The organism is Variovorax sp. J22R115 (assembly GCF_030317005.1).
Classification (GTDB): Bacteria; Pseudomonadota; Gammaproteobacteria; order Burkholderiales; family Burkholderiaceae_C; genus Variovorax.
The window spans coordinates 71,960-93,241 of sequence record NZ_JASZYM010000023.1; the positions used below are offsets into that span (position 1 = coordinate 71,960).

The following is a 21,282-nucleotide window of genomic DNA, read 5'->3' on the forward strand; positions in this document are numbered from 1 at the left end:
GCGACTGATGCACAAATGGCCGGCCCGCGTTTGCGCAGGGCCGGCTTTTTCAATTTAAAGCAGTCTTCCCGCCATGCCGCTCGGCACGCTCGATCGCACCGCGCCACCTCTGTTCAACCAGGGGCCTTCGGCGCTCAGCAAGCTGATCTTCTTCAGCGCGCTCGCGCTGTTCCTGATGGTGGCGGATGCGCGTTTCCACATCGTGCAGCCGCTGCGCACGGCCATCGGCGCGGTGCTCTATCCCATCCAGTGGCTGGCGCTGAAGCCGGTGCAACTCGCGGTGGAGGGAAGTCGCTACCTCGAAGACCTGCAGACGGCGCAGAGCAACGAAGCGGTTGCCCGCAAAGCGCTCGCCCTGCAGTCCGAGCGCGCCAGCCAGGCCGACACGCTCGCGCAGGAAAACGCGCGGCTGCGCGCGATGCTCGAACTGCGCGAAACCACGCAGACCCCCGGGCGAGTGGCCGAGGTGCTGTATGACACTGCCGACCCCTATACGCGCAAGCTAGTGATCGACCAGGGCCTGACGAACGGCATCGTGGCTGGCTCGCCGGTGATCGACGAACACGGGGTGCTCGGGCAGGTCACGCAGGTGCTGCCGTTCTCGAGCGAGATCACCCTGGTGATCGACCGAGACCTGTCCATTCCCGTGCAGAACGTGCGCACCGGCGCCCGCAGCGTCGCATTCGGTGACGCGAGCGCCCACGGCGGCGGGCTCGAACTGCGCTTCATGGCCGCCAATGCCGATCTGCAGGAGGGCGACATGCTCACCACGAGCGGCGTCGATGGCGTCTACCCGCCGGGCCTTCCGGTTGCCAAGATAGACCGCATCGAACGTCGCGCGGACTCCGCCTTCGCGCGCATCCACCTCCTGCCGGTGGGGCATGTGACGGCGGCGCGCTACGTGCTCGTGCTGGCACCGATCGGCGCGCAAGCCGTGCCCCGGCCCGCGCCGACCGCGGCCGCGAGCCCCGCGGCCAAGAAGAAGGCCGATCGTGCGGACGCCAAGGCGGCCAAGGCCGACGCAAAGGCCGACGCCAAGAGCGACAAGAAGGCAAAGGCTCCGCGATGATCATGCGTCCCGGTCAGCAGCAGCTTCTGCTGCCCGTCAGCCCGCTGTTCATGTGGGGCAGCCTCATCGCTGCGCTGCTGTTCAACATGGTGCCGCTGGGCCGTGCCGCGTGGACGCCCGACCTGCTCGCGTTGGTGATCGTGTTCTGGAGCGTGCACCAGCCGATGCGCATCGGCATCGGCGCGGCCTTTGTCTTCGGCCTGCTGATGGACGTGCACCAGGCGGCCATGCTGGGCCAGCATGCGCTCTCCTACACCACGCTGGGCTTCTTCGCGATCATGATCCACCGTCGGCTGCTGTGGTTCCCTGTGATCTCGCAGGCGCTGCAAGTATTGCCGCTGTTCGCGCTGTCGCATCTGATCGAACTCGCGATCCGCATGATTGGCGGCGGTGTATTTCCGGGATGGTCGCTGTTGATTGCACCGGTGATCGAAGCCGCCCTGTGGCCACTGGTCAGCATCGTGTTGCTGGCGCCTCAGCGTCGGACGCCGGAACCAGATGCCAACCGTCCCCTCTAATTGGGCTCGCCCCCAGGCTTCGCGCACTTCGTGTCGCTTCGCCAACCCCCTGCCGGAGGCGGCGCGGCCGCTTCGGGCGGCCGTGCGCGGCGCGCCCCTCGAATTGGGGCTCGCGTCGCCTCGCCGCCCGTTGGTTGCTTCCGTTGTTTTGGCCGTTTAAGCTGATTTTTCATGACCGAGATCCGCAATGTTGCTGCCGACCTCTCGCGCTTCCGGCGTCGGGTGATCGTGATCGGCCTTGTCGTGCTGACGGCCTTCGGGTTGCTGTGCGCGCGGCTGGTCTATTTGCAGGTGGTGCGCCATGGCGACCTCGCGGAGCAGGCGGAGAGCAATCGCACGGCCATCGTGCCGGTGGTGCCGAATCGCGGGCTGATCCTGGATCGCAACGGCATCGTGCTGGCGTCGAACTATTCGGCCTATACGCTGGAGATCACACCGTCGAAGGCGGGCAATCTCGAAGAGACGATCGAGAGCCTCACCGAGGTGGTGGAGGTCTCGCCGCGCGACCGCCGGCGTTTCAAGCGGCTGCGGGAGGATTCGCGCAGCTTCGACTCTGTGCCGATCCGCACGCGGCTGAGCGACGAGGAGGTGGCCCGTTTCGCGGCGCAGCGCTATCGCTTCCCTGGCGTCGAGATCAAGGCGCGGCTGTTCCGCAACTACCCCAACGGTGATCTGGCGAGCCATGTGCTGGGCTACATCGGCCGCATCAACCAGGCCGAGAAGGCGGCGATGGAAGACTGGGAGGACGAGGACCTCGCCAACTACAAGGGCACCGAATACATCGGCAAGCTCGGGATCGAGCAGAGCTACGAGAAGACGCTCCATGGCCAGACCGGCGTCGAGCAGATGGAAACCTCCGCTGGCGGCCGGGCGGTGCGGCGGCTCGCCGCGCATCCCGCGACGCCGGGCAACACCGTCATGCTGTCGCTCGACATCAAGCTGCAGAAGCTGGTGGAGGACATGTTCGGCGACCGGCGCGGCGCGCTCGTCGCGATGGACCCGAGGACCGGCGAGATCCTGGCCTTCGTGAGCAAGCCGACCTTCGATCCGAACCTCTTCGTGGAAGGCATCGACACGGAAAGCTGGAAGGAGCTCAGCGAATCGATCGACAAGCCGCTGCTCAATCGCGCACTGCGGGGGACCTATCCGCCGGGCTCGACCTACAAGCCCTTCATGGCGCTGGCGGCGCTGCAGACCGGCAAGCGCGGGCCCAGCGTGGTGGTGAACGATCCGGGTTACTTCAACTTCGGCGGGCACCGCTTCGGCAGCCCCGAAGGCAACATCGGCGGCGTCGACATGCGGCGCTCGATCCAGTTGTCGAGCAACATCTACTACTACTCGCTGGCCAACGAGATGGGCGTGGACCTGATCCACGACGCGATGAAGCCGCTCGGCTTCGGCCAGATCACGGGGATCGACCTCGGCGGCGAGGTGCGCGGCGTGTTGCCCAGCACCGAATGGAAGCGGAACGCCTACAAGCGCCCCGAGCAGAAGAAGTGGTACGCGGGCGAAACCATCTCCCTTGGCATCGGGCAGGGGTACAACACCTTCACGATGCTGCAGTTGGCGCAGGCGACAGCGATCGTGGCCGACAGCGGCATGAAGCACAAGCCGCACCTCGGTCTGGCCATCCGTGACACGGTGACCGGACAGGTAAGGCCCATCGAGCAGCCGCCCGCGCTGAGCCTGGGCATCACCCCCGGCAACGTCGCGGTGGTGCGGGAGGGCCTGGTGGCGGTGGTCAATGCAGGCACCGCACGCGGCGTCTTCGCAGGCGCGGGCTATCAGGCGGCCGGCAAGACCGGAACGGCGCAAGCGGTCGGCATGGCGCAGAACACGAAGTACAACGCCAAGGCGCTCGAAGAGCACCAGCGCGATCACGCGCTCTTCATGGCCTTCGCGCCGGCCAACGATCCGAAGATCGCCGTAGCCCTCATCGTCGAGAACGCGGGCTGGGGTGCGGGTGCGGCGGCGCCGATCGCGCGCCGCGTGTTCGACTACTGGTTGATGGACCAGTACCCGAGCGAGGCGGACATGGCCGCCATCCGGATCGGCAAGGCCACGGCGCCGATCGGAAAGCCGCGGGTCGCCAGCGAGGTCGCATGGCCTTCGGCCGCCGCGACCGCGACGACCGCACCCTGACGGCCGGCGGCACACCTGCCGTCACGGCGGGCCTCAGCGAAGGAACGCGTCGTACGCCGTCTTCACGATCAACGCGCCCACCACGACGATAAACACCTTGCGCACGAAGCCTGCGCCGTGCTTGATGGCCACGCGCGCGCCGATCACGCTGCCGGCCACGTTGGCCACCGCCATCACCAGCCCGTAGTGCCACAGCACATGGCCCTTGAGCCCGAGCAAGAGCAAGGCGCCGAGGTTGGTCATGGTGTTGAGAAGCTTGGCTGAGGCGGCGGCATTGAGGAAGTCGTAGCCCAGCCAGCGCACGAACAGGAATACGAAGAAGCTGCCCGTGCCGGGGCCGAAGAATCCGTCGTACACGCCGAGCGCGAAGCCGATCGCGGCGGTGGCGATCAACTCTGCCTGGCCGCTGAAGCGCGGCGCGTGATGCCTGCCCATGTCCTTTCGTGCGAGCGTATAGAGCAGCAGCACCACGAGGATCACGGGCAGGAGTTTGCGCAGGAAATCGCCCGGGACGACCGTCACGGCCCATGCCCCGGCGATCGACCCGGCGAAGGCGAGAGCGCCTGCGGGAAGCAAGGTGCGCCAGCGAAGCCCGACGCGATGGTGGAACTGCGCCGTGGCCGCCGCGGTGCCCCAGACCGAGGCGCTCTTGTTGGTGCCCAGGAGCGTCGCGGGCGCCGTGCCGGGCAGCACGCTGAACAGAACCGGCACCAGGATCAGGCCGCCTCCCCCCACGATCGAATCGACGAAGCCCGCGAACAGCGAGGCGAGAGTCAGCACCACAATTTCCATGGGGCCGGATTGTCTCACCCAGGTTGCTATCGATTTCGTAGCAACGGACTCAGCATCTGCACAGCCAGGCGCGCCACAGATCGACCAAAAGAAAAGGCGCCGACCAGCGGCGCCTTGTTCAAAAAAACGGCATCTCGTCCGGATGCCTTTTGTCGATTGTTCTGGTTTTGCTAAAGATGTCTCCTCGGTCCCCCGCGCAGCGGGCAGGCCCGTTTGCGAGTGGCGTGACTTTAGTTCGGCGCACCGTGCCAGTGCATCGGGGATTACCCGTCACTGCAACAAATGGAAACGCGAAAAATCAACGTGCCGCTTCGCGAACCCAGGCAGCCGCCTTCTCGGCCATCATCAAGGTGGGGCTGTTGGTGTTGCCGCTGGTGATGGTGGGCATCGCACCGGCGTCGACCACGCGCAGGCCCGCGATCCCCCGAACGCGCAGGCGGGAATCCAGCACCGCCATCGGGTCGTCCTCGCGGCCCATCTTCGTGGTGCCCACCGGGTGGAAGATGGTTGTCGCAATGTCGCCGGCCAGGCGCGCGAGTTCCTCGTCGCTCTGGTACTGCGCGCCAGGCTTCCATTCTTCGGGGCCATATTTCGCGAGGGCCGGCTGGGTGGCGATCCTGCGTGTGACGCGCAGCGAATCGGCGGCCACCTTGCGGTCCTCGTCGGTGCTCAGGTAGTTGGGCGCGATGGCGGGCGCATTCTCGAAGCGGGGACTTTTGATGCGCACCGTGCCGCGGCTGGTCGGATTCAGGTTGCACACGCTGGCGGTGAAGGCCGGAAAGCTGTGCAGGGGCTCGCCGAAGGCATCGAGAGAGAGCGGCTGCACGTGGTATTCGAGATTGGGCCACTCGTGCACCGGCGAGCTGCGCGTGAACGCGCCGAGCTGCGACGGCGCCATGCTCATCGGGCCGCTGCGCTTCAGCAGGTACTCCATGCCGATCTTCGCCTTGCCGTAGAGCGAGGAGGCCAGCACGTTGAGCGTGGGCGCGTCCTTGATCTTGTAGACCGCGCGGATCTGGAGGTGGTCCTGCAGGTTGGCACCCACACCCGGCGCGTCGAGTGCGACCTCGATGCCGTGCTGGCGCAGAAGGTCGGCCGGCCCGATGCCCGAGAGCTGCAGGATCTGCGGCGACCCGATGCTGCCTGCGCACAGGATCACTTCGCGCGTTGCATGCGCCATCACTGATTCGTGGCCGTCCCACACCTGCGCGCCGGTGCAGCGCCGGCTGCCGTCGGCCTGCGTTTCGAGGATGAGGCGGGATACCTGGGCGCCGGTCCACAGCTCGAAATTCGGGCGGCCATAGCAGGTCGGACGCAGGAAGGCCTTGGCCGTGTTCCAGCGCCAGCCGTTCTTCTGGTTGACCTGGAAATAGCCCACGCCCTCGTTGCTGCCGCGGTTGAAGTCCGTGCTGTGCGGCACCCCCGCCTGCACGGCGGCCTCGGCGAAGGCGTCGAGGATGTCCCAGCGCAGGCGCTGCTTCTCCACGCGCCACTCACCGCCGGCACCGTGCAGATCGTCGGCGCCGAGGTAGTAATCCTCGTGCTTCTTGAAGGCGGGCAGCACGTTGTTCCACCGCCATTCGTCGTCGCCGGTGAGCTGCGCCCATTGGTCGTAGTCGCGCGACTGGCCACGCATGTAGATCATCCCGTTGATGCTCGACGAGCCGCCGAGCGTCTTGCCGCGCGGATAGCGCAGCGTGCGGCCGTTCAGCCCGGCATCCGGCTCGGTGTTGTAGAGCCAGTCGGTGCGCGGATTGCCGATGCAATAGAGATAGCCGACCGGAATGTGGATCCAGTGGTAGTCGTCCCTGCGGCCCGCCTCGATCAGCAGCACGCGGCATTGCTTGTCGGCGCTCAGACGATTGGCCATCAGCGCGCCGGCGGTGCCGGCTCCGATGACGATGTAGTCGAAAGTGGTGTCGCTCATTGGCGTGGCTTGTCTCTCTTGTTGTCTGAAACGGGCGCCCGCGAGTATGCGGCCGCCGCCGGGCCGCCCCAAGGCGAGCCGCGCCTCCCCCTCGGGGGGTGGCGAATTACACGCAGCGCAGCGGAGTGAAAAGCAGGGGGGCCGTCATTTCGATGTGGGCATCACGAACTCGGCGCCCTTGCCGATGCTCTCCGGCCAGCGCTGCATGATCGACTTCTGCTTGGTATAGAAGCGCACGCCGTCTTCGCCGTAGGCGTGCATGTCTCCGAAGAGACTCTTCTTCCACCCGCCGAAGCCATGCCAGGCCATCGGCACCGGAATCGGCACGTTGATCCCCACCATGCCGACCTGGATGCGCCGCGAGAACTCGCGCGCCACGTTGCCGTCGCGCGTGAAGCAGGAGACGCCGTTGCCGAACTCGTGCGCGTTGATGAGGTCCACCGCTTCCTTCAGGTCGTGCACGCGCACGCAGGAGAGCACCGGACCGAAGATCTCTTCCTTGTAGATGCGCATGTCGGGCGTGACGTTGTCAAACAGCGTGCCGCCCATCCAGAAGCCTTCTTCGCAGCCTTCACCCGCGCTCTTGCCCTCGAAGCCGCGGCCGTCCACCACCAGCTTGGCGCCTTCTTTCTCGCCCTGCGCGATGTAGCCGGTGATGCGCTCGTGCGCTGCCCGCGTGACGATCGGACCCATCTCGGCGTCCAGCTCGGTGCCGTTCCTGATCTTGAGCGTCTTCGCGCGCTGGGCCAGGAGCGGCAGCACCTTGTCGGCTGCATTGCCCACCAGCACCGCGACGCTGATCGCCATGCAGCGCTCGCCGGCCGAGCCGTAGCCGGAGCCGATCAGCGCGTCGACGGTCTGGTCGATGTCGGCGTCGGGCATCACCACCATGTGGTTCTTGGCGCCGCCGAGCGCCTGCACGCGCTTGCCGTGGCGGGCGCCGGTTTCGTAGATGTAGTTGGCGATCGGCGTCGAGCCGACGAAGCTGATGGCCTTGACGTCCGGATGCTCCAGCAGTGCGTCGACGGCTTCCTTGTCGCCCTGCACGACGTTGAACACGCCGTCGGGCAGTCCGGCTTCCTTCAGCAACTCGGCCATGCGCAGCGAGGGGCTCGGGTCGGTCGGGCTGGGCTTCAGCACAAAGGCGTTGCCCGCCGCGATCGCGACCGGGAACATCCACATCGGCACCATCACCGGGAAGTTGAAGGGCGTGATGCCAGCCACCACGCCGAGCGGCTGGCGCAGCGTCCAGTTGTCGATGCCGGTGGAGACCTGGTCGGTGTAGTCACCCTTCAGCAGTTGGGGAATTCCGCAGGCGAACTCGACGATGTCGATGCCGCGGGTGACCTCGCCTTGCGCGTCGGTGAAGACCTTGCCGTGCTCGGCGGTGATCAGGTGCGCCAGTTCGTCGCGGTGCTTGTTCAGCAGTTCGAGGAACTTGAACATCACGCGCGCGCGGCGGATCGGCGGGGTGTCGGCCCAGGCGGGGAAAGCCGCCTGCGCGGCGGCGACCGCCGCATCGACGTCGGCGCGGTTGGCGAGCGCCACGCTGCCGGTCGCGGCGCCCGTGGCCGGGTTGAACACGTCCTGCGCACGGGTGGATTTCGGGGCGACGACGCGGCCGCCGATGTAGTGGTGGATCGGGGTCTTGCTCATCTGCATGGCGTTCTCCTGCCGGCGCGGGGCTGGCTGATTGCGGAAAAGGGGTAAGTTCGGCTCAGCCGGACATTGTGGCAAACGCTCGCGCATTGCGCGAACGCCTACGCCGATGGGGGTGGATCGGGAGGTCTGGCGCAGACGCACGCGGTTACGATGCTGCGTCTTTAGCCGCCCCATCTCACTCCGGTCACTTCACTCCATGTCCATCGACCCGCCATCGCCCGCCGACGCGCAAGACGCGGCCAGCGTGCAGCCGCGTGTCGAAGAGCGCGACCACGAAGGCGCCCACTGGGCCGTCGCAAGCGGCCGCTGGACCGCGTTGGCGATGTCGTCGCCCAACGCCTGGGAGTCCGTCTCGCAGGACCTCGAATGCGTCCCGGCGCAGGACGATCGGCGCTGGGACCTGCGGCCCATCGAACAGCTCGACCACATCGGCGCCCAACTGCTCTGGAACCACTGGCAGAAGGCCTGGCCGCCACACCTCGAAATGGATTCGCAGCACAAGGCCGTGCTCGATCAGGTCGCGCTCTACACCTGCATGGCGCCTGTCGACACGGGGCCGACGCTGGCGGACCGCTTCAAGGCCTTTGCGCACAACGGTCCGCGCGTGATGTTCGTCGCGCGCGACTTCCTCCGTCTCATTGGGCAGCTCACCCTCGACGTGGGCAAGCTGATCCGCGCACCGCACCGCGGACCGTGGCGCGACTTCTCGGGCCAGCTCTACCAGTTCGGCACGACCGCGCTGCCCATCACGGCGCTGGTGGGATTGCTCATCGGCATCGTGCTGGCCTATCTCACGTCGCAGCAGTTGCGGCAGTACGGCGCCGAGACCTTCATCGTCAACATCCTCGGCCTCTCGCTGATCCGCGAGCTGGGGCCGGTGCTGGCTGCGGTGCTCATCGCCGGCCGCTCCGGTTCGGCCATCACGGCGCAGATCGGCGTGATGCGGGTAACCGAGGAACTCGACGCCATGCGCGTGATGGGCATTCCGCACGGCTTCCGGCTCGTGATGCCGCGGGTGCTGGCGCTGGCCATCGCCATGCCGCTGATCAGCATGTGGACCTCGATGGCGGCGCTGCTCGGCGGCATGATCGCGGCCGACCTGTCGCTCGACATCTCGCCGTCGTACTTCCTCTCGGCCCTGCCGCGCGCGGTGCCGCTGTCGAACCTCTGGCTCGCGATGTCCAAGTCGGCGGTGTTCGGCATCCTGATCGCGCTGATCGGTTGCTATTTCGGCATGAAGGTGAAGCCCAACACGGAGAGCCTCGGCCGCGGCACCACCTCCTCGGTCGTGACCTCGATCACCATCGTGATCCTGGTCGATGCGCTCTTTGCCGTGCTGTTCAAGGGTGTGGGATTGCGCGCATGACTGATACCCCGACCAGCGACACGACGAGCGTCGTGGAGATCCGCAAGCTCTGGACCGTGTTCAAGTCGCCCGACGGCGACCAGGTGGTGCATCGCGATCTCGACCTGAAGATCATGCGCGGCGAGGTGCTCTCGCTCGTGGGCGGCTCCGGCACCGGCAAGACCGTGCTGCTGCGTCAGATTCTCGGGCTGGAGCATCCGACGAAGGGCCAGGTCAGCGTGCTGGGCCGGCCGCCGGGGCAGCTGAGCGCAATGGGCGCTGCCAACGTCGGCATGTTGTTCCAGCATGGCGCGCTGTTCTCCGCCTTCAGCGTGCTCGACAACATCGCCTTCCCGTTGCGGGAACTCAAGCTGCTGCCCGACGACCTGATTCGCGATGCCGCACTGGTCAAGCTGCAGATGGTGGGGCTGTCTCCGCAGCAGGCGACCAAGAGCCCGTCGGATCTGTCGGGCGGCATGATCAAGCGCGTGGCGCTCGCGCGGGCGCTGATCATGGACCCGCCGCTGCTGCTGCTCGACGAGCCCACCGCCGGCCTGGACCCCGAAAGCGCCGACGGCTTCTGCGACCTGCTGCGCGGCCTGCACCGCGAGCTCGGTCTCACGGTGGTGATGGTCACGCACGACCTCGACACCCTCTTCGACCTGAGCACGCGCATCGCAGTGCTGGCCGACCAGAAGGTCATCGTCGCCGGGACGGCGCGCGACGTGATCGCGTACCCGCATCCGTTCATCCACGAGTACTTTCTCGGCGGCCGTGGCCAGCGTGCCATGGAAGCCCTGCATGACGGGTCGGCGCCCGTGGCCGTCGCGGGACGGCCATCCGGCAGCCAGACCCCATCAACTGAAAGGTAGATGCCATGGAAAACAAGGCCCATGCCCTCGCTGCCGGCGCCTTCGTGCTTGGCCTGATCGCCGTGCTCGTCGCGCTGGTCGTCTGGCTCACGCGCGACGACACCGTGCGCAACCTCTATGAACTCTCCACGCGCGATCCGGTCAGCGGGCTGCAGCCGCAGGCGATGGTGCGCTACCGCGGCATCGCGGTCGGCAAGGTTGCCTCGATCGACTTCGACCCGAAGGTGAAGGGCAATGTGCGCGTGCGCATCACGGTCGACGAGCGTGTGCCGCTCACGACCTCGACCTTCGCGACGCTCAGCTACCAGGGCGTGACGGGACTGGCCTTCATCGCGCTCGACGACAAGGGTGAATCGCAAGTGGCGCTCGTGCCCAACAACGACGAGCCGCCGCGCATTCCGCTCAAGCCCTCGCTGCTGGCGCAACTGCAGGATCGCGGCGAGGCGATCATCGGCAAGGTCGAGGAGGCGACCCGGCGCGTGAACACGCTGCTGGGCGACGACAACCAGAAGCGCATCGCCGACGCGCTGGAGAGCATCTCGCTGGCCGCGGCCAGCGCCAACCAGCTCACGCAGTCGCTGGACAACACGGTGAAGACGGGGCTCAACCCGGCGCTGAAGGCCTTGCCGCCGCTTGTGGATCGGACCAAGGACACGTTGGTCACCGTCAAGGCCGCAGCCTCCGATGTCTCCCGTGTGGCGAACAACCTCAACACCACGGTCGGCCGTCTCAACGCCGCGGACGGCCCGATCGACCGGCTGGGCGATGGCACCAAGGCGCTGTCGCAGGCGGTGGAGTCCTTCAACAACGCGACGCTGCCGCGCGTGAATCGCGTGGCGGACGACACCTCCCGCGCCGTGCGCCGGCTCGGCCGTGCGGCCGACGGCATCAACGACAACCCGCAATCGCTGCTGTTCGGCAACGGCGGCGCCCTCGCGGGCCCGGGCGAGCCCGGCTTCTCCTCGCCGGCCGCGCGCCCTTGAAGGTAATGACCATGTACGACGCATTGAAAAACTTCGCGACCGGTGCCTCGTGGGCGCGGCTCTCCGGCCTGGGCGGCGTGGTGGTGCTGCTGCTGGCGACGGGTTGCGGCGCGCTGCCGGACAAGCCAGCGCGCGCCACCTTGTATGACTTCGGACCCGGTGCAGCGTCCAGTGCGCCGGCTTCGATCGCCCCCAAGCCTGCTTTGCCGCCGATCGCGCTGGCGGAGATCGATGCCACCTCTCGGCTCGACGGCACGCAGATGCTCTACCGCCTCGGCTATGCCGACGCCAATGAACTGCGTCCCTATGGCCAGTCGCGCTGGAGCCAGGCGCCGGCCCAGCTGGTGCGCCAGCGCGTGCGCGAGGCGCTCGCGGTCGGCCACACGGTGCTGGGTCCAGAGGAGAGCGCGACGATCGCCCGCACCGAAGGCCGTGTGCCCGACACGCTGCGTCTTTCGTTGGAGGAGTTCAGCCATTTCTTTGAATCGCCGACGAGCAGCGCGGGGCTGGTGCGCATCAGTGCCACGCTGATTCGGAGCAATCCCGGTGGCGACCGCGTGCTGGCGCAACGCACCTTCACGGCCCAACGGCCCGCACCGAGCAACGACGCGCCCGGCGGTGTGAAGGCGCTCGCGGCGGCCAGCGATGCGGTCGCGGCCGATCTGGTCGCCTGGGTGGACCAGATCCGCTGACACGCACCGCACCCATTGCCGCATGCAACGCATCGGCCTGATTTCCGATACGCACGGGCTGCTTCGGCCCGAAGCCCTCGCCTTCCTGCGCGGCTGCGATCACATCGTCCATGGCGGCGACATCGGGTCGCAGCGCATCCTCGATGACCTGGCTGCCATCGCGCCGGTGACCGCGGTGCGTGGCAACAACGACAACGGGCCGTGGGCGGAGATGGTGCCGGAGACGGCCTTGATCGAAGTCGGCGGGCTGCGCCTCTACGCCATCCACGACCTTGCGGATCTGCGCATCGATCCGGCCGCCGAGGGCGTTCGCGTCGTGGTGTCCGGGCATTCGCACCGGCCACTGGTCCAGATGCGCGGCGACGTGCTGTGCATCAATCCTGGCAGCGCCGGGCCGAAGCGCTTCCGCCTGCCTATCGCAGTGGCCGAACTCCTGCTGGACGGCGACGCCGTCACGCCTCGGATCGTCGAACTGCCGGTGGGGTAGGGCGCTCGATCAGAGCGCCCGATGCAGCACCGGGAACAGCGTGCCGAGCCCATCCGCCATCACTTCCACGGCCAGCGCCGCAAGGATCAGGCCCATCAGCCGCGTCATCACGTTGATGCCGGTCTTTCCGAGCACCCGCGCGATGGGCTCCGCGAGCGAGAAGGTGATGCCGGTCGCCAGGCCGATCACCACGCCGTAGCCGACGAGGATCGCCAGCTCCCAGACGTGCTGCGTCCGGTCGGCGAAGATGACCACGGTCGACATGGTGGCCGGACCGGTGAGCAGCGGAATGGTCAGCGGCACCACCGCGATCGACGCGCCGAGCGAGGCCTTCACCTCTGTGGCGCGGATCTCGTCCTTGCTGGTCTTGGATTCGGCCGGCTGCGCATTGAGCATGTTGAGCGAACTGATCAGCAGCAACATACCGCCGCCGACCTGGAAACTCGCGATCGAGATGCCGAAGAAGGACAGCAGCTGCAATCCCAGGAGAGCACTCACGGCAATGACAACGAAGGCGCTGAAGGCCGACACCCAGGCCGTGCGCTTGCGCTGGTGCTCCGTGCATTCCTGCGTGTAGTGGATGAAGAAGGGAACGATGGCGAGCGGATTGACGATGGCCAGCAGCGTGATCAGCGGCTTGATCAGGTCCATCGTGGGCGTGGCCATCAACGACCGCCCGTCACGTCGAGAGAGGTGCCGGTGACGTAGCTCGCTTCGTCCGAGAGTAACCAGACGATGCCGTTGGCGACTTCCTCGGCACTGCCGGTGCGCTTCATCGGCACGGTCGGTGCGAGCTGGGACGCGCGGTCGGGAAGTCCACCGGAGGCGTGGATCTCGGTATCGATCAACCCGGGCCGCACCGCATTGACGCGGATGCCTTCGTCAGCGACTTCCTTCGCCAGCCCGATGGTGAAGCTCTCGATGGCGCCCTTGCTCGCGGCGTAGTCGACGTACTGGCCCGGCGAGCCGAGCCGGGCCGCGGCGCTCGACAGGTTGACGATGACGCCCCCGCTGCCGCCGTGCTTCGTGCTCATGCGGCGCACTGCTTCGCGGGCGCAGATGAAGCTGCCGATGACGTTGATGCGCAGCATGCGCTCGAGGCGCGCGACGCTCATCTCGTCGACCCGCGCCTGCATGTCGACCACGCCGGCGTTGTTGACCAGGGCGGTGAGGCGTCCGAGCTTGGCGTCGACCTTCTCGAACATCGCCATCACCTGCGCCTCGTCGCCGACGTCCGCCTGCACGGTGATCGCGGTGCCGCCGTTTGCGCGGATGGTTCGCACCACCTCGTCGGCGGCCAGCGAGTTCCTCGCGTAGTTGACCGCGACCGCGTAGCCGCGCCGCGCCGCCTGCAAAGCCGTCGCGGCGCCGATGCCTCGGCTGCCTCCGGTGATCAAGAGCACCTGGTTCAAAACCCACCTCCTGCACGGAAGCCGTGCGTCAGTTAAAACCTGTCCGCACGGATTAAATCACCGAGGAGACGCTCTTGAGCCGCAGCATCGACTACTACTTCACGCCCCAGAGTCCCTGGACCTACCTGGGCCATGCGCGCTTTGCCGCCCTCGCGAAATCGTCGGGCGCCGCGGTTCGGGTGTGCCCCATCGATTTCGGCGCCGTGTTCCCGGTGTCGGGCGGCCTACCGCTCGGCAAGCGCGCGCCGCAACGGCAGGCGTACAGGCTGGTCGAGCTGGCGCGCTTCTCGCGGCATCTCGACATCCCGCTGAATCCGAAGCCAAAGTTCTTTCCGGTGCCGAGCGACGATGCGGCCAAGCTGATCGTCGCCGTCGACCTGCATGACGGCACTGATGCTGCGATGAAGCTTTGCGGCGCGGTGTTCGCCGCCGTGTGGGTGCAGGAGCGTAATATCGCCGACCCGAAAGTGCTGGAGGCGTTGACTGCCGAATGCGGGCTCTCGGGTCGCCGCATCGAACAGTCGCAAAGCCAGACCGTGCAGGAGCGCTACGAGGAATACACGCAGCAGGCCATCGACGCGAAGGTGTTCGGCGCGCCGAGCTACGTGATCGACGGCGAAATTTTCTGGGGGCAGGATCGCCTGGATTTCGTCGAGCGTGCATTAAAGCAATAACCACCAACCACAGGAGTCTGACCATGGGTCAATTCATCGATCTCACCGCCAAAGACGGCTTCACCTATCCCGCCTATGTCGCAGAGCCTTCGGGCAAGCCCAAGGGCGCCGTCGTCGTGGTGCAGGAGATCTTCGGCATCAACTCGCACATCCGTTCGGTGGCCAATGGCTACGCAGCCGAGGGCTACTTGGCGGTCGCGCCGGCGACCTTCCATCGGGTGAAGCAAGGCGTCGAACTGGGCTACTCCGAGGACGACATGAAGGCCGGCTTCGCGCTGAAGATGGCGGTAGAGGCATTGCCCGCGCCGGGCGTGATGCAGGACATCCAGGCAGCCGTCGACTATGCGTCGAAGGCCGGCAAAGTCGGCATCGTCGGCTATTGCTGGGGCGGCCTCCTCACGTGGCGCTCGGCCGAGCAGCTGTCAGGACTTGCGGCTGCAGCGCCTTACTACGGCGGCGGCATGACGACGCCCGAAGAAACCGCGCGCAAGCCCAAAGTGCCCGTGCTCGCGCACTTCGGCAAGAAGGACCACTGGATTCCCGTCGAGACGGTCGAGGCCTTCAAGAAAGCGCACCCGGAAGTCGAGGTTCATGTCTACGAGGCCGACCACGGATTCAACTGCGACCAGCGCGGTTCGTACAACGCCGAATCGGCCAAGCTGGCGAAAGAGCGCACGCTGGCGTTCTTCGCCAAGCACATAGGCTGATCCGGTGCCGGGCGTGTCGGGTTCCATGCGCGCCGCATGGGTTGCCATCGCGATGGCCCTCGCGTCGGTGGCCCAGGCGGCCGACTACACCGGGCCACTCTTCGACACGCACCTGCACTACAACCAGGAGGCCTGGGACGGCAACACTGGGCCTTACCCGCCGGCTGATGCGTTGGCGCGGATGCAGCGCAATGGCGTAATGGCGATCGTCGCCAATTCACGTCCCAATGCCGGAACCCAGACGCTCGCCGCTGCGCGCGAGACGCGAGAGGCCGGCGTGTCGGTGGTGCCCTTCGTGCGGCTCTATCGGAACCGCGCCGACTACGACAACTGGTTCCGAGACGACAGCATCTACGAGATGGTCCAGACCGAACTCGCCCGCGGCACTGCGAGCGGACCCTACAAGGGGCTGGGTGAGTTCCATCTCTACGACAGCGCCAATGCCAACGGGCCGGTCGCGAAAAAGCTGATCGTCCTGGCGGAGCGGAAGAAGCTTGCGGTGCTTGCGCATGTGGACGACGTGGCGATCGATCTGCTGATGGCCCATGCGCCTTCCGATGGACGGACGCTGCGCCTGATCTGGGCACACACCGGCATTGGCGGACCGTCCGTCGCACGGGTGCAGGCGCTGCTGGAGCGCTATCCGTTGTTGATGGGAGAACTGTCCTATCGGCCGGGCCTCACCTGCGACGGTGGCGTGTTGTGCCCTGAATGGCGTGCGCTGATCCTCAAGTATCCGGAGCGCTTCATGGTGGGCTCCGACACCTGGGTCAACCAGCGCTGGAGCGCCTACGACGAGATCATGCGCGGCTATCGCACGTGGCTCGGCGACCTGCCGCCCGATGTGGCGCAACGCGTCGCATGGGGGAACGCGGCGGCGCTGTTCGGCGTCAGGTAGCAGCCGGCTGCCTGGCGTTTCGCTTGCCGGCCGTGCGTGCAGCAGGCTTTTCGGTAGGCTCGGGGTCGCGCACGCGCGCTTCCAGAAAGTCCAGCAGCGCCCGCAGGGCGGCGCTGTTGTGCCGGCGCTGCGAGTACGCCGCATACAGCCAGAGATCGCGCGGCATGTATTCCTTCAACACGGGAACCAGCGCACCGCGCTCGATGTGCGACTGCGCCATCATCGCCGGCACGCACACCGCGCCGAGCCCGGCGAGCGCCACGCCGATCAGCGGCGCGGCGTCGTTGGCGTCCATGCGGCTATGCACCGGGACGCTGTAGGGCTCGCCGTCGACCTCGAACGGAAGATGCGGCGCACCGCCAGCGAGCGAGTAGGTCAGCACGTCGTGGCGGCGCATGTCGTCCGGTTTCTTGGGCAGGCCGCGTTGGGCCCAGTAGCCGGGAGCGGCGCACAGCGCGAGGTCCATCAACCGCAATCGGCGCACGATGAGGTTTTCGTCCCGGATGCGGCCCAGGCGCAGCGCAATGTCCACGCCTTCCTCGACCAGGTCGATCACGCGGTTGCTCAGGTGCAGGCTCACATGCACGTCCGGGTAGGTCGCCATGAATTCGCCGACGATGCCGGGGAAGGTGCTTTGCCCGAGGCCGTGCGGTGCCGTGATCCGGAGCCGCCCGCGCGGGTGGCCCGCGTGCTCCTGCAACTCTGTCTGCGTGAGTTCGACCATCTCCATCAGCGGCTTGCTGCGTTCGAGCAGCAGATGTCCCGCATCGGTCAGGCTGACCGAGCGTGTCGAACGATTGAGCAGGCGCACGCCGAAGCGCTCCTCCAACTGGGCCACATATTTGCTGACGTTCGCCTTCGACATGCCCAGGGTCGTGGCCGCCCGGGAAAAGCTGCCGCGCGCGGCGACTTCGCGAAAGGCCTTCAGCAGGTCAAGACCGTCCATTCGGCTCCCATTGTTTCGATTTGATGAACACCATGGTTCATTTTGCTAGGGTTTTTACCTATTTTTTGGGCGCAAACTCCATCTTCACAGAGCAGCCCAGGCTGGTCTGAGTGAACAGACACCGAATACGGTCGCCCGTTCAACATCATCCAAAGCCAACCAAAGGACATTGAAATGAAGACCTCGAAGATCATCGCCGCTGCCGCTCTCACGATTCTCGCCGCCGCTGGCGCACAAGCCGAAACCTACGAAGGCGTGCATGCGCCGGTGTCGGCCAATAGCCGCGCCGACGTGAATGCGCAAGCCGTCGCCGCCGCCCGCAGTGAGAACCCTTACGGTGATGCCGCGTCGTCGCGCGTTGCCCCGGCGCTGACCGCTTCGGCCGACCGTGCGACCATTCGTGCCCAAGCCGTTGCGACCGCACACGAAGCCAACCAGAACCTGGACCGCAAGGCCTTCGTGAACAGCGTGATCCCGTCGCAATACAAGATCGCCCGCCCGGTGACGCAGCAAGCCGGTCTTTGATCCGCAATCCCCATGAAGACCGGGCCCCGCGGCTCGGTTTTTTCATGGCGCGAGTCTTTCGCACACGATTGTTTCGATCGTGGAAACGCGGTGTCTCGTTTCTCGGTGTTTTCCCGTAGGTGTTTCATCGGAGACTCGCCGCACAGGCCAGCGACAGCGAGCCTGGTTTCGAAAACAAACTCCGACGAACAAGGACCTGAAATGAAGACCTCGCACATCCTCGCCGCTGCCGCAATCTCGATCCTGGCTGCCGCCGGCGCCCAGGCCGAAACCTATGACGGCGTGCATGCGTCCGTTTCGGCCAAGAGCCGCGACGAAGTCAATGTGGAAGCCGTGAGCGCCGCTGCCGCCGCCGACCAGAACATTCCGCGTGGTTCGCGTGGCTCGGAGCGCTTCACCCCGACGGCCGACTCGGCTGCTGTGCGCGCACAAGCCATCGCGACCGCGAACGCCGTGGACTCGAACGTGGTTCCCGGCTCGAAGTACAACAGCCGCGTGATCTCGACCATGAACAAGTCGGCCGAGCCCCGCGTTCAAGCGCAAAAGGACGGCGCGGCTACGGCCAAGTAATCCAGGCTTCGGCCTGACAAAAAGCCGGGTGGTGCGCAAGCGCCGCCCGGCTTTTTCTTTGCCCGTCTGGTTCCTAGTGCGGCCGCGCCAGGTAGCGCTTGCGCCAGAACACGACGACCAGCACCACGGCGATCGCGCCCATGGATCCCATTGCGATCCAGAACCCGTCTGCCTTGTGCACGAGCGGGATGAACTCGAAGTTCATGCCGAAGATGCCTGCGATCAGGTTGAGCGGCAGGAACACCGCGGTGAGCACGGTGAGCACCCGCATGATGTCGTTGGCGCGATGGCTTTGGACGCTGAAATGCATCTGGACTGCCGTTTCGGCGTTTTGTTCGAGCCGTCGGACGTGGTGCACCACGCGCTCGATGTGTTCCAGCACGTCCCGGCTGCGAACCATAACGAGTTCGCGTTCGCGGTGCTCGGCGGCGCCTTCCGGCGCCGGCAGGGTTTCGAAGGCATCGATCCAGTCCTGGATGCAGGCTCGCTGGTCCTCGCAGATCTCGTCCAGGTGATGCAGCGACTGCCGCGCGTCCATCAGCGCGCTCCAGTTCGTGAAGCGGCTCTTGGGGTCGATCAGCTCAGCCTGCCAGTGATCCAGTTGCTTGGTCAGCTCGCGCCGGAGGTCGAGGTAGGCATCGACGATCTGGTTGATGACGCGCAGCATGAGATCCGCCGGGCTGGAGGGGATCCGTGCGGAGACAGCGCGCACGTCCAGCGCGGGCAGCGCGGCACGACCGCGATCGCCCGGCGCGGCTGCGGCGAGGAGCTTGGCGGCGAAGGCATCGCGCACGGCGCCATCCTCGGGATGCACCGACAGCAGGACGCGATCGAACACCGCGAAGCCCACGGGCCGCGTGTCCACGCGCCGGAGCACGGGCGGGCCCCCACGCGGAACCATGCCCTCATCGGCTTTCGGTGGCTGGCCCGTGCCGTTGGAGGCGGCCAACCTCCGAAACACGAGAAGGTCGTATTGCGAGGTGTAGTCGTAGCGCGACGGCAGTTGGTCGTTGAGGAGATCGCTCACATGCAAATCGACCAGGTGCGTGTTGCAAAGCGATTGCAGGACGTCTTGCACCTGGGCGAGCGAGGCGCGGAACTCTTCCCGCGTCAGCGACAGCCACAGGTAGCCTTGCTCGCAGGCCCCCGGCGCGGCCATGGGCGCGAGCGCGTCGTGTTCGCTGACCCGTGTGCCGTCGATCTTGAAAATACGCATCAGGGCTGTCCCCTTGTCCTTGTTCTTCTGGCCGCCACCGCGGCCTGGTGCGGCAGGGCGACGAGCGTGCAGTGCCTCAAGCTTGTTTCAGCAATCGGGCGGCATCGAGCGCGAAATAGGTGAGCACCCCGTCGGCGCCCGCGCGCTTGAAGGCCAGGAGGCTTTCGAGCACCACTGCATCGTGGTCGAGCCAGCCGTTCTGGGCGGCGGCCTTGAGCATCGCGTACTCGCCGCTGACCTGGTAGGCGAAGGTCGGCACGCGGAATTCATCCTTGACCCGCCGCACGATGTCGAGGTAGGGCATGCCGGGCTTCACCATCACCATGTCGGCGCCTTCGGCGATGTCGATTGCCACTTCGCGCAGCGCCTCGTCGCTGTTTCCCGGGTCCATCTGGTAGACCTTCTTGTTGCTCTTGCCGAGGTTGGAGGCCGAGCCGACCGCATCGCGGAAGGGACCATAGAAGGCGCTCGCGTACTTGGCACTGTAGGCCATGATTCGCGTGTGGATGTCGCCGCGCGATTCGAGCGCGTTGCGGACCGCGCCGATTCGGCCGTCCATCATGTCGCTCGGCGCCACGATGTCCACGCCGGCCTGCGATTGCGTGAGCGCCTGCTTGACCAGCACCTCGACGGTCGGATCGTTGAGGATGTAGCCGGTATCGTCGAGCAGGCCGTCCTGGCCGTGGCTGGTGTAGGGGTCCAGGGCGACGTCGGTCATCACGCCGAGTTCCGGAAAGCGTGCCTTCAGCGCGGCGACCACGCGCGGGATCAGGCCGTCAGGATTGAAGGCTTCGTCGCCGGACGGGGTCTTCAGCGATGCATCGATGACGGGAAACAAGGCCATCACCGGGATCCCCAGCTTCACGCATTGCTCGGCGACCTGCAGGAGCAGATCCAGGCTGAGCCGTTCGACGCCGGGCATGGACGGGACCGCATCGCGGCGCTTCTTGCCTTCCTGCACAAATACCGGATAAATCAGATCGTGTGGCGAGAGCATGTGCTCACGTACAAGATTGCGCGTGAAAGCATCCCGGCGCAGCCGGCGCGGCCGGCCGGCGGGAAATGGAGCATGAAGGGTCATGTCGAAAATTGTGCCCCAACGGCACGGAGCACCTTCGTTGAATGGCTCCGGCCGACATTCCGTTGGAAACATGCTCAAAACAACCTGACAGTATTGTTTTTGTGAACCTAAAGGTCAAAAAAAGCCACTGGTCGCTTGATAGGTTGTTTTGCCTTTGTTAAATTCTGTCTTGGGCGGCTTGCCGCTCCCCGCTTTTCCTCCCTGAGCGGGTGCCTTGATGTGTGACAGCAAAAGGGCTTCCCAGCCCGGCGCTTGACGCCGGGCTTTTTTTTGCGCGCCGGAGCGCGTGCCCCGCCTGAGGTCCGCGTCGGGAGCGCCCCACTAAACTGCCGCCATGCTCTGGGTCAAATCGCTGCACATCGTGTTCATCGCCAGCTGGTTCGCGGGCCTTTTCTATCTTCCGCGGATCTTCGTCAACCTGGCGATGGTGGCGCCGGAGTCCGTCGCAGAGCGCGCGCGGTTGGTGCTCATGGCGCGCAAGCTGTTCCGTTTCACCACTTTCCTGGCGGTGCCGGCCTTGGGGTTCGGCTTGTGGCTGTGGCTCGGCTACGGCATCGGGCGCGGCCCGGGCAATGGCTGGATGCATGCAAAGCTGGCGCTGGTCCTGGGAGCGATCGGCTATCACCACGGCTGCGGCGTGCTCCTGCGGCGCATTGCGGCGGGCAACGACAACCGAAGCCACCGCTGGTATCGGTGGTTCAACGAGTTGCCAGTGCTCCTGTTGCTCGGCATTGTGGTGCTGGTCGTCGTCAAGCCCTTCTGAA

22 protein-coding genes are annotated in these 21,282 nt (G+C 66.2%); 14 read left to right on the forward strand and 8 right to left on the reverse strand.

Annotated elements, in window-relative coordinates; translation table 11 throughout:
* Positions 1–73: 73 nt before the first annotated feature.
* From mreC to mrdA, 3 genes are all read left to right on the forward strand, one after another.
* A complete protein-coding gene (gene mreC / locus QTI04_RS30370) occupies positions 74–1,069 on the forward strand; it encodes a rod shape-determining protein MreC (protein WP_286618914.1) in 996 nt (331 codons plus the stop codon).
* On the forward strand, positions 1,066–1,587 hold the full coding sequence (gene mreD / locus QTI04_RS30375; RefSeq protein WP_286604882.1) for a rod shape-determining protein MreD: 522 nt from the start codon (positions 1,066–1,068) through the stop codon (positions 1,585–1,587). Before mreC ends, mreD begins: the two co-directional genes overlap by 4 nt.
* 171 nt (positions 1,588–1,758) lie before the next feature.
* Complete coding sequence (gene mrdA / locus QTI04_RS30380) at positions 1,759–3,729, forward strand: penicillin-binding protein 2 (RefSeq protein ID WP_286618915.1); 1,971 nt, start codon at positions 1,759–1,761, stop codon at positions 3,727–3,729.
* A gap of 33 nt (positions 3,730–3,762) precedes the next feature.
* Here the strand turns inward: mrdA and QTI04_RS30385 are convergent, their stop codons facing one another.
* From QTI04_RS30385 to QTI04_RS30395, 3 genes are all read right to left on the reverse strand, one after another.
* Complete coding sequence (locus QTI04_RS30385; RefSeq protein ID WP_286618916.1) at positions 3,763–4,521, reverse strand: TSUP family transporter; 759 nt, start codon at positions 4,519–4,521, stop codon at positions 3,763–3,765.
* A gap of 298 nt (positions 4,522–4,819) precedes the next feature.
* Positions 4,820–6,448 (reverse strand): GMC family oxidoreductase, encoded by a 1,629-nt coding sequence (locus QTI04_RS30390; RefSeq protein WP_286604875.1) that lies wholly within the window; start codon positions 6,446–6,448, stop codon positions 4,820–4,822.
* Between the two features lie 144 nt (positions 6,449–6,592).
* Positions 6,593–8,104, reverse strand: coding sequence for a CoA-acylating methylmalonate-semialdehyde dehydrogenase (locus QTI04_RS30395; protein WP_286618917.1), 1,512 nt, complete (start codon positions 8,102–8,104; stop codon positions 6,593–6,595).
* Between the two features lie 202 nt (positions 8,105–8,306).
* Between QTI04_RS30395 and QTI04_RS30400 the strand changes: the two genes are divergently transcribed.
* Genes QTI04_RS30400 through QTI04_RS30420 form a run of 5 tightly spaced genes read left to right on the forward strand, consistent with a single transcriptional unit; the run spans position 8,307 to position 12,489 of the window.
* On the forward strand, positions 8,307–9,476 hold the full coding sequence (locus tag QTI04_RS30400; protein ID WP_286604874.1) for an ABC transporter permease: 1,170 nt from the start codon (positions 8,307–8,309) through the stop codon (positions 9,474–9,476).
* A complete protein-coding gene (locus QTI04_RS30405; protein ID WP_286604873.1) occupies positions 9,473–10,327 on the forward strand; it encodes an ABC transporter ATP-binding protein in 855 nt (284 codons plus the stop codon). The genes QTI04_RS30400 and QTI04_RS30405 overlap by 4 nt, the downstream gene beginning before the upstream one ends.
* Positions 10,328–10,332: 5 nt before the next feature.
* Entirely contained in the window at positions 10,333–11,310 is a 978-nt protein-coding gene (locus tag QTI04_RS30410) for an MlaD family protein (RefSeq protein WP_286604872.1), read from the forward strand.
* Between the two features lie 11 nt (positions 11,311–11,321).
* Positions 11,322–12,002 carry an ABC-type transport auxiliary lipoprotein family protein gene (locus QTI04_RS30415; protein ID WP_286604869.1) on the forward strand — a complete coding sequence of 227 codons (681 nt, stop codon included), beginning with the start codon at positions 11,322–11,324 and terminating at the stop codon, positions 12,000–12,002.
* Between the two features lie 22 nt (positions 12,003–12,024).
* Positions 12,025–12,489: a metallophosphoesterase family protein gene (locus QTI04_RS30420; RefSeq protein WP_286618918.1), complete on the forward strand. Its 465-nt coding sequence runs from the start codon at positions 12,025–12,027 to the stop codon at positions 12,487–12,489.
* A 9-nt stretch (positions 12,490–12,498) separates the two neighbouring features.
* Here QTI04_RS30420 and QTI04_RS30425 read toward each other — a convergent pair whose 3' ends face one another.
* On the reverse strand, positions 12,499–13,140 hold the full coding sequence (locus QTI04_RS30425; protein WP_286604997.1) for a MarC family protein: 642 nt from the start codon (positions 13,138–13,140) through the stop codon (positions 12,499–12,501).
* A gap of 14 nt (positions 13,141–13,154) precedes the next feature.
* Entirely contained in the window at positions 13,155–13,901 is a 747-nt protein-coding gene (locus QTI04_RS30430) for an SDR family oxidoreductase (RefSeq protein ID WP_286618919.1), read from the reverse strand.
* A gap of 74 nt (positions 13,902–13,975) precedes the next feature.
* Here QTI04_RS30430 and QTI04_RS30435 point away from each other — a divergent pair, with 74 nt between their 5' ends.
* From QTI04_RS30435 to QTI04_RS30445, 3 genes are read left to right on the forward strand one after another with little or no spacing between them, the layout of a single operon-like run.
* On the forward strand, positions 13,976–14,575 hold the full coding sequence (locus QTI04_RS30435; protein WP_286604865.1) for a 2-hydroxychromene-2-carboxylate isomerase: 600 nt from the start codon (positions 13,976–13,978) through the stop codon (positions 14,573–14,575).
* Between the two features lie 23 nt (positions 14,576–14,598).
* The gene (locus QTI04_RS30440; RefSeq protein ID WP_286618920.1) at positions 14,599–15,282 is read left to right on the forward strand and encodes a dienelactone hydrolase family protein; all 684 of its coding nucleotides are present in this window, start codon (positions 14,599–14,601) and stop codon (positions 15,280–15,282) included.
* Between the two features lie 25 nt (positions 15,283–15,307).
* Complete coding sequence (locus tag QTI04_RS30445) at positions 15,308–16,180, forward strand: amidohydrolase family protein (protein WP_286618930.1); 873 nt, start codon at positions 15,308–15,310, stop codon at positions 16,178–16,180.
* Here QTI04_RS30445 and QTI04_RS30450 read toward each other — a convergent pair.
* Positions 16,173–17,126 carry a LysR family transcriptional regulator gene (locus tag QTI04_RS30450; RefSeq protein WP_286604862.1) on the reverse strand — a complete coding sequence of 318 codons (954 nt, stop codon included), beginning with the start codon at positions 17,124–17,126 and terminating at the stop codon, positions 16,173–16,175. The genes QTI04_RS30445 and QTI04_RS30450 overlap by 8 nt on opposite strands.
* A gap of 174 nt (positions 17,127–17,300) precedes the next feature.
* Here QTI04_RS30450 and QTI04_RS30455 point away from each other — a divergent pair, with 174 nt between their 5' ends.
* Positions 17,301–17,651 (forward strand): alpha/beta hydrolase, encoded by a 351-nt coding sequence (locus tag QTI04_RS30455; RefSeq protein WP_286604860.1) that lies wholly within the window; start codon positions 17,301–17,303, stop codon positions 17,649–17,651.
* Between the two features lie 201 nt (positions 17,652–17,852).
* A complete protein-coding gene (locus tag QTI04_RS30460; protein ID WP_286618922.1) occupies positions 17,853–18,221 on the forward strand; it encodes a DUF4148 domain-containing protein in 369 nt (122 codons plus the stop codon).
* Positions 18,222–18,294: 73 nt separating this feature from the next.
* Here the strand turns inward: QTI04_RS30460 and QTI04_RS30465 are convergent, their stop codons facing one another.
* Together QTI04_RS30465 and hemB are read right to left on the reverse strand one after the other, a co-directional pair.
* Positions 18,295–19,437, reverse strand: coding sequence for a magnesium transporter CorA family protein (locus QTI04_RS30465; protein WP_286618923.1), 1,143 nt, complete (start codon positions 19,435–19,437; stop codon positions 18,295–18,297).
* Positions 19,438–19,513: 76 nt separating this feature from the next.
* The gene (gene hemB, locus QTI04_RS30470) at positions 19,514–20,518 is read right to left on the reverse strand and encodes a porphobilinogen synthase (RefSeq protein WP_286604857.1); all 1,005 of its coding nucleotides are present in this window, start codon (positions 20,516–20,518) and stop codon (positions 19,514–19,516) included.
* A gap of 334 nt (positions 20,519–20,852) precedes the next feature.
* Between hemB and QTI04_RS30475 the strand changes: the two genes are divergently transcribed.
* Complete coding sequence (locus QTI04_RS30475; RefSeq protein WP_286604856.1) at positions 20,853–21,281, forward strand: CopD family protein; 429 nt, start codon at positions 20,853–20,855, stop codon at positions 21,279–21,281.
* The last annotated feature ends 1 nt before the right edge of the window (position 21,282 follow it).

Excerpts from the sequence above, each read along its gene's own strand:
- QTI04_RS30400 (WP_286604874.1), top strand. The coding sequence starts at position 8,307 with ATGTCCATCGACCCGCCATCGCCCGCCGACGCGCAAGACGCGGCCAGC.
- QTI04_RS30445 (WP_286618930.1), top strand. The coding sequence starts at position 15,308 with ATGCGCGCCGCATGGGTTGCCATCGCGATGGCCCTCGCGTCGGTGGCC.
- QTI04_RS30460 (WP_286618922.1), top strand. The coding sequence starts at position 17,853 with ATGAAGACCTCGCACATCCTCGCCGCTGCCGCAATCTCGATCCTGGCT.
- QTI04_RS30455 (WP_286604860.1), top strand. The coding sequence starts at position 17,301 with ATGAAGACCTCGAAGATCATCGCCGCTGCCGCTCTCACGATTCTCGCC.
- QTI04_RS30450 (WP_286604862.1), bottom strand. The coding sequence starts at position 17,126 with ATGGACGGTCTTGACCTGCTGAAGGCCTTTCGCGAAGTCGCCGCGCGC.
- QTI04_RS30425 (WP_286604997.1), bottom strand. The coding sequence starts at position 13,140 with ATGGACCTGATCAAGCCGCTGATCACGCTGCTGGCCATCGTCAATCCG.
- QTI04_RS30385 (WP_286618916.1), bottom strand. The coding sequence starts at position 4,521 with ATGGAAATTGTGGTGCTGACTCTCGCCTCGCTGTTCGCGGGCTTCGTC.
- mreD (WP_286604882.1), top strand. The coding sequence starts at position 1,066 with ATGATCATGCGTCCCGGTCAGCAGCAGCTTCTGCTGCCCGTCAGCCCG.
- mrdA (WP_286618915.1), top strand. The coding sequence starts at position 1,759 with ATGACCGAGATCCGCAATGTTGCTGCCGACCTCTCGCGCTTCCGGCGT.
- hemB (WP_286604857.1), bottom strand. The coding sequence starts at position 20,518 with ATGACCCTTCATGCTCCATTTCCCGCCGGCCGGCCGCGCCGGCTGCGC.
- mreC (WP_286618914.1), top strand. The coding sequence starts at position 74 with ATGCCGCTCGGCACGCTCGATCGCACCGCGCCACCTCTGTTCAACCAG.
- QTI04_RS30465 (WP_286618923.1), bottom strand. The coding sequence starts at position 19,437 with ATGCGTATTTTCAAGATCGACGGCACACGGGTCAGCGAACACGACGCG.
- QTI04_RS30475 (WP_286604856.1), top strand. The coding sequence starts at position 20,853 with ATGCTCTGGGTCAAATCGCTGCACATCGTGTTCATCGCCAGCTGGTTC.
- QTI04_RS30410 (WP_286604872.1), top strand. The coding sequence starts at position 10,333 with ATGGAAAACAAGGCCCATGCCCTCGCTGCCGGCGCCTTCGTGCTTGGC.
- QTI04_RS30405 (WP_286604873.1), top strand. The coding sequence starts at position 9,473 with ATGACTGATACCCCGACCAGCGACACGACGAGCGTCGTGGAGATCCGC.
- QTI04_RS30415 (WP_286604869.1), top strand. The coding sequence starts at position 11,322 with ATGTACGACGCATTGAAAAACTTCGCGACCGGTGCCTCGTGGGCGCGG.
- QTI04_RS30420 (WP_286618918.1), top strand. The coding sequence starts at position 12,025 with ATGCAACGCATCGGCCTGATTTCCGATACGCACGGGCTGCTTCGGCCC.
- QTI04_RS30395 (WP_286618917.1), bottom strand. The coding sequence starts at position 8,104 with ATGAGCAAGACCCCGATCCACCACTACATCGGCGGCCGCGTCGTCGCC.
- QTI04_RS30390 (WP_286604875.1), bottom strand. The coding sequence starts at position 6,448 with ATGAGCGACACCACTTTCGACTACATCGTCATCGGAGCCGGCACCGCC.
- QTI04_RS30440 (WP_286618920.1), top strand. The coding sequence starts at position 14,599 with ATGGGTCAATTCATCGATCTCACCGCCAAAGACGGCTTCACCTATCCC.